The organism is Gemmatimonadota bacterium (assembly GCA_022560615.1).
Lineage (GTDB): Bacteria > Gemmatimonadota > Gemmatimonadetes > Longimicrobiales > Gaopeijiaceae > UBA1138.
The window spans coordinates 1-5,557 of record JADFSR010000084.1; the positions used below are offsets into that span (position 1 = coordinate 1).

Annotated in this window: 7 protein-coding genes; 5 read left to right on the forward strand and 2 right to left on the reverse strand. The window is 63.5% G+C overall.

Annotated elements, in window-relative coordinates:
- Positions 1–12: 12 nt before the first annotated feature.
- Positions 13–672, forward strand: a complete 660-nt coding sequence (locus IIB36_20085; GenBank protein MCH7534040.1) for a hypothetical protein — start codon at positions 13–15, stop codon at positions 670–672.
- Between the two features lie 502 nt (positions 673–1,174).
- Here IIB36_20085 and IIB36_20090 read toward each other — a convergent pair.
- Positions 1,175–1,792 carry a hypothetical protein gene (locus IIB36_20090; GenBank protein MCH7534041.1) on the reverse strand — a complete coding sequence of 206 codons (618 nt, stop codon included), beginning with the start codon at positions 1,790–1,792 and terminating at the stop codon, positions 1,175–1,177.
- A 188-nt stretch (positions 1,793–1,980) separates the two neighbouring features.
- On the opposite strand from IIB36_20090, the gene IIB36_20095 reads away from it, so the two are divergent.
- Together IIB36_20095 and IIB36_20100 are read left to right on the forward strand one after the other, a co-directional pair.
- Complete coding sequence (locus tag IIB36_20095) at positions 1,981–3,234, forward strand: ISL3 family transposase (protein ID MCH7534042.1); 1,254 nt, start codon at positions 1,981–1,983, stop codon at positions 3,232–3,234.
- Positions 3,235–3,274: 40 nt separating this feature from the next.
- Positions 3,275–3,814, forward strand: a complete 540-nt coding sequence (locus tag IIB36_20100) for a DbpA RNA binding domain-containing protein (GenBank protein MCH7534043.1) — start codon at positions 3,275–3,277, stop codon at positions 3,812–3,814.
- Between the two features lie 24 nt (positions 3,815–3,838).
- On the opposite strand, the gene IIB36_20105 is transcribed toward IIB36_20100, so the two are convergent.
- Complete coding sequence (locus tag IIB36_20105) at positions 3,839–4,510, reverse strand: hypothetical protein (protein ID MCH7534044.1); 672 nt, start codon at positions 4,508–4,510, stop codon at positions 3,839–3,841.
- A gap of 116 nt (positions 4,511–4,626) precedes the next feature.
- On the opposite strand from IIB36_20105, the gene IIB36_20110 reads away from it, so the two are divergent.
- A complete protein-coding gene (locus tag IIB36_20110; protein MCH7534045.1) occupies positions 4,627–4,962 on the forward strand; it encodes a helix-turn-helix transcriptional regulator in 336 nt (111 codons plus the stop codon).
- 273 nt (positions 4,963–5,235) lie between these two features.
- A partial coding sequence (locus IIB36_20115) for a hypothetical protein (GenBank protein ID MCH7534046.1) occupies positions 5,236–5,557 on the forward strand: 322 nt, incomplete at its 3' end.

A 5,557-nucleotide genomic window follows, 5' to 3' on the forward strand; every position in this document is an offset into this window, starting at 1 on the left:
GGGACGCTCCCGTTGCCTCTGCACTCGTTCGGTGCGGTGGTCTTTCGGAGCACGATCTACGTCGCGGGTGGAGCGACCACCGACGATGCGCCCACGGCCAACGTTTATCGCGCCGCGATCGACACGCTGGGCAACATCGGTACTTGGGAGGAACTGACCTCCCTGCCCGAGGCCCGCGCGTACCATCAGTTCGTGGGATTCGGAGGGTTTCTGTACGCGGTGGGAGGCGAGACGGATTCCCTCTCCGTTGACGATGCCAACTTCCAGCAGAACTCGAGCAAGCTGGGAAGCATCGTGCACACTCGTATCGATCTCCGGAGCGGCCTTATTCCAGACGGATGGGTTGTGAGTGGGAGTTCGATGCAGAAGTCCAGAAGCAAGCACGTGGCGCTTGCCGCTGGCGGGAGCCTGTTCGTCAGCTCAGGCCTTTACGCCGCAGCCGGTACCGGCTCCTCGGAAAACAGCTTTGCGACGATCAACTCCGACGGGACGCTTGGGAGCTTCGGCGGTGCGACCGGATCTAATACGCTCAAGTCGGTCGGCGGAATCAATCTCTTCGGTACGCGCGGCATCACGTACATCGATGCCAGCGGAGTAGCTCATGTGATGATTCTGGCTGGGGACGATGTGAGCAGCCCCGGCGTAAAGTCCGCTAAGGTCATCTTCTACTAAGCGGGTCGGGACGGCCCCGTGGGGTGTCAATCCTGCCGAGAACCGGAGGGTGCCCCTCGAAGGAACAAAGCGACTCTGTTTCTCGTCCTGTTCTGTAGGGATATCGATACGGTTCGGACGCTGGAGCGCTGCGGATGATTATGGATGCACTACGCTGGTACGTCGAAGGCCTCTCTGCCTTCTGGGTCAGTCTGGCCGGTGGCGGACTCTTAAAGCTGATCCTGATCTGTGCCTTGATCTACTGGATCTTCTGTCGACGGGGCCGGTGCCATCGTCATCGCTGTGGATGTCCGCACTGTGGGTGCCCGAGCGGACACTGTTCGTGCGGTGGGGACGAGGCTGAGGATGGCGCTGAGGCTGACGGTGGGGACGTCGAGAACGCGGAGCCGGTGGAGGAGACCGACTGAGGTCCGCGCTGCACCGTTGAACGAGTTCCGATAGCGCTCGGCCGCGGCCGCTCCGTAGGACTCACGGAGGGGCCGCGGCTCGGTTCCACCGGTTGCTACCGCACCGCGGCCAGGTCCCTTACCGCGCTCGCCAGGGTCGTTACCTTGGCCCGGTCGCGAGCGTCGCGCCCCTCGCCATCGAGGTCGGAAGCCAGCCCGCTGAGCGCACTCCTACGCTGTTGTCCCGAGAGCTCTTCGGCACGCGCCAGCGTGCTTCTCACCTCGTAGATCCTGTCCGTTGTGAGACCGCCCGACCGCTCGAGCTGATCGAGGTACGAGCGAGCGAGCGCGAAGCTCGGAGGCCACACGAACTTCCGCTGCTGCTGCGCGTTGAAGTAGTCGAAGCGCACGGTCTTGGCCGCGTCGATCTCATTCTGCGAGATGTGGGCACTGGGGAGTAGCTCGAAGATGTCGAGCCCGCGAGCGATCTCGGAGCTGATCATGAACCCGTTGTACCAGTAGACGGACCACGAGCCACCACTGGCCCGCTGGGTGCCGTCCACGGGTCCCCGATCGTGGAATGCGATCTCGATGGGGTTGTCTGGATCGGTCCAGTCGAAGATGTCGATGCCGCCCTGATACCACGCCTGGACCATCACGTCGCGACCGGGAATCGGGATCAGCGATCCGTTGTGCGCCACACAGTTCTCGAACGACGTCTGCGCCGCAGGCATCTTGAAGTAGCTATGAAAGTTCGGTTCTTCGGCAGAATCTGTGGGTTGATATAGCCGGCGAGTGGGAGGTTGGCGGACCAACGGAGGGATGCGGAGGAAGATTACGGAGGAGGGGGAGGTGCATCCTGGGCGGCGAGTGGCGACGATGTATTTGAGCAAACGCATCACCACCAACACGCCGGTCCAGAATGCAACTGAAAACTATCCTCAACAAGATCCATAAGCACAAGTCGTTCGTCTACGAAGCCGTTCGCCTCTACGAGCGGGGCGGACGACTCAGACTCGATGTGGACGTTCGTCCTCGGGCCAACGGACGGCCGAAGTGCTCGGGATGTGGCCGCCGCAGACCGGGGTACGATACGCTGAGTGTGCGTTGCTTCGAGTTCGTTCCGATGTGGGGGATCGCGGTGTACTTCGTGTATGCGATGCGCCGAGTCGACTGCGCGAAGTGTGGCATCGTCGTCGAATCGGTACCGTGGGGTGACGGCAAGCATCAGGCGACGACGACGTACGCGTGGTTCCTCGCCGGCTGGGCGAAGCGGTTGAGCTGGTCGCAGGTGGCCGAGGCATTCCAGACCTCCTGGGAGCGCGTGTTTCGCTCGGTCGAGATGGCCGTGACGTGGGGTCTGGAGCATCGCGACCTCGAGGGCGTGGAAGCGATCGGCATCGACGAAGTGTTGTGGCACAAGGGCTATCGGTTCGTCACCCTCGTCTACCAGATCGACCAGCGCGTCCGACGCCTGCTCTGGGTGGGCCGGGAGCGCAGGGCCAAGACGCTGCTCAAGTTCTTCCGCGTCTTCGGCCCCGAGCGTAGCACCCGTCTCCGCTTCATCTGCACCGACATGTGGCAGCCCTACCTCAAAGTGATCGCCCGCAAGGCGTCCGGCGCCATCCATGTGCTCGACCGCTTCCACATCATGGCCCACATGAACAAGGCCATCAACGAGGTCCGCGCCAAGGAGGCCAGGCGCCTCGAGGCCGACGGCTACGTGCCCGTCCTCAAGGGCATGCGCTACTGCCTGCTGAAGCGCCCTGAGAATCTCACCGACAGTCAGGAAGTGAAGCTCGCCGAGCTCCTGCAGTACAACCTCAGGGCCGTGCGGGCGTACCTCTTGAAGGAGGACTTCCAGGGCTTCTGGGACTACGTCTCCCCCGCCTGGGCGGGCAAGTTCCTCGATCGGTGGTGCACACGCGCCATGCGATCCAGGCTCGTTCCCATGAAGCGCGTCGCCCGTATGTTACGCCGTCACCGCGAGCTCCTCCTCAACTGGTTCCGCGCGCACGGTACCGTTTCTGCAGGCGCTGTGGAGGGCCTGAACAACAAGCTCAAACTGACTACCAGAAAAGCGTACGGATTTCGCACCTTCCACGCCCTCGAAATCGCCCTCTATCATACCCTCGGCGATCTCCCCCAACCCCAAGTCACCCACAGATTCTGCTGAAGAGCCGAACATCGAGCGGCTCACGAAGCAAAAGATCGATGTGGCGCTACTCCCCACCGTAGCAGATCTCCAGGCGCACAGGCTGGAGCTTACGCGCGCCTCGGTGCGCGAGTCCATCTTGGCCGGAGGCCTGGATCGGTTCCGCGTCATCGTCGAGGCTCTGTCCGGGGAGTTCGATCTCTTCGACATCGCGCTCGGCGCGATGAAGATGGGGCACGAATCTACCCTCAGCGGAGCGGAAGGAGAGGACGAGGACATCCCTCAGGAGAGGCCATTCCGGGACAAGAGCCGCGCCAAGAAGCGCCCCGCCCCCGGTAAACGAGGCAAGGGTCGGACCGGCGGCGTGACGAGGTTGTTCATCGGTGTGGGCCGCGCGGCGGGCGTCCGTCCGAAGGACCTGGTCGGAGCCATCACCGGAGAAGCGGGCGTGCACAGTCGTCAGATCGAATCTATACAGATCTCCGACAGATCGAGCGTTGTGGAGGTAGACGATGACGTGGCAGAGCAGGTGCTGCAAGCGCTTCGCGCGGCCAAGATCAAGGGGAAAAAAGTCACGGTGCGGATCGATCGAGGACGTTGACCGCGGCGGCCGGCAGCGCCGGGCCTATTCCATGCTGATCTTGTAGGGGAACCAGGAAGCGATCGCGCGCCCCTCCTGAACGGCGGGCCGAAATACCCACTCGGATGCTTCGCGGATGAGACGACGGTTGAACCCCCGATCTCGGGTCGGAGGATCGAGACGCGTCGAGTCCGCAACCACGCGGCCCTGATCATCGACGAAGACCCACACCTGAACTTCGGTGCCTCGGAGACTGCGGTTCGTCGGGGGAATGATCATGCCACCCGGAGACGCCGGCCGCAGACGGTAGAATCCTTCGTCCGCGTTACCACCGTCCCCGGCGCCAATCCCGTCCGCTAGCCCAGGGCCCTCCAGTAATCCCGGCTGCTCCCCCAACACCGATGCCGGGTCGTATTGGACCTCCAACTCGAATTCGATCGGCTCGATCTCGACGGACACCTCGATCGGGACAGGTGGGGGCACGATCGACACCGGCGAAGGCGTCCGGATGTTCAGGACCTGGAGGCCGCCTGCGGCGGCACGATTGTCGCCAGCTCTGGGCCCCGCAGCTGCGAAGGGCGACGTCGGAATCACGTTGCCCTGCCATCCGAAGAAAAGGAGAACGTGCAAGAGCGCGGACACGAGGATGCCGCGGCGCAATATCCGACGTTCGCGGCGGCGCCGGCCCTGCGTGCTGATGTCAGGCTGCTGCGTCATGATCCCCTCGCACATGATACTACTGAATCTCGGCCCTTCATGTTTCCTCCGCCTCGGAGCTTGCCCGAGCGGGACCTCGTTATTAACTACACCGTATGTATTATTAGACGAACCAGATGGTCGATGTGACACACGGGGTCCCCAGCGATTTCGAGCAGCAGGTTCTTCTCGCCGTGTGGCGACTCGGGGACGTCGCCTACGGCGCGTCCGTACGTGACGAGCTGGAAACCCGAACGGGTCGCAAGCTCGCGCAGGGCGCGGTGTACGTCACGCTCATGCGACTCGAGAAGAAGGGCCTTCTCCGGTCCCGGCTGGCGAGCCCCACACCGGTCCGTGGCGGCAAGGCGAAGCGTTTCTTCGAGATCCTACCCGCCGGCATCTCGGGAGTGAAATCTGCCCGAGAGACCTTGGAGCGCCTATGGGAAGGTCTCCAGGAATCAGCCGAGAGTTGACGTGAGCAGACGCCGCCTCCCGTCGTCGCGCGCGCCTTACTGCGATTCGTTCTGCCCGCAGATCTTCACGAGGCGTTCGCCGGCGACCTCGGAGAGCGCTTTCAGCGCGTGGCCGACTCCAACGAAATGGCCGCCCGCCGCGGCTAGGGAAGGACGTCCTTTCACCCACGGTTCTGCGCTTCCGGCGCGAGGCCCGAGGCATGCCCCTTCCCCCTGGGTCGTCACCGCACCCGGGACGAGGAGACGGAGTCCGGAGTCGCGCCCGGCCAGGCGATGGCAGCCATCGAGACCATCGCGAGCCGTGAAGCCGAGAGGCGGCGCACCGAAATCGGGGACTATCGTGGCGACTTCGCGCTCATAGGGTTCTCCCTGGCGGACGTGAAGGTGCACCCGACATTGGATGGCATCCTGACGTCGATGGCCCTCCTCCTATTCGCCGCGGTCGGACTGGTACTCCTCATCGCCTGCGTGAACCTGGCCGGCTTCCTGCTCAGTCGTGCCGCTGATCGTCGAAAGGAGATGGCGGTGCGCGTCGCGCTGGGGGCGGGCACGGGAGCCATCGTTCGCCTGCTGCTGGTGGAATCGCTCGTCCTGT

Coding starts and splice junctions, on each gene's coding strand:
- IIB36_20090 (MCH7534041.1), bottom strand. CDS start 1,792: ATGCCTGCGGCGCAGACGTCGTTCGAGAACTGTGTGGCGCACAACGGA.
- IIB36_20095 (MCH7534042.1), top strand. CDS start 1,981: ATGCAACTGAAAACTATCCTCAACAAGATCCATAAGCACAAGTCGTTC.
- IIB36_20105 (MCH7534044.1), bottom strand. CDS start 4,510: ATGACGCAGCAGCCTGACATCAGCACGCAGGGCCGGCGCCGCCGCGAA.
- IIB36_20110 (MCH7534045.1), top strand. CDS start 4,627: ATGGTCGATGTGACACACGGGGTCCCCAGCGATTTCGAGCAGCAGGTT.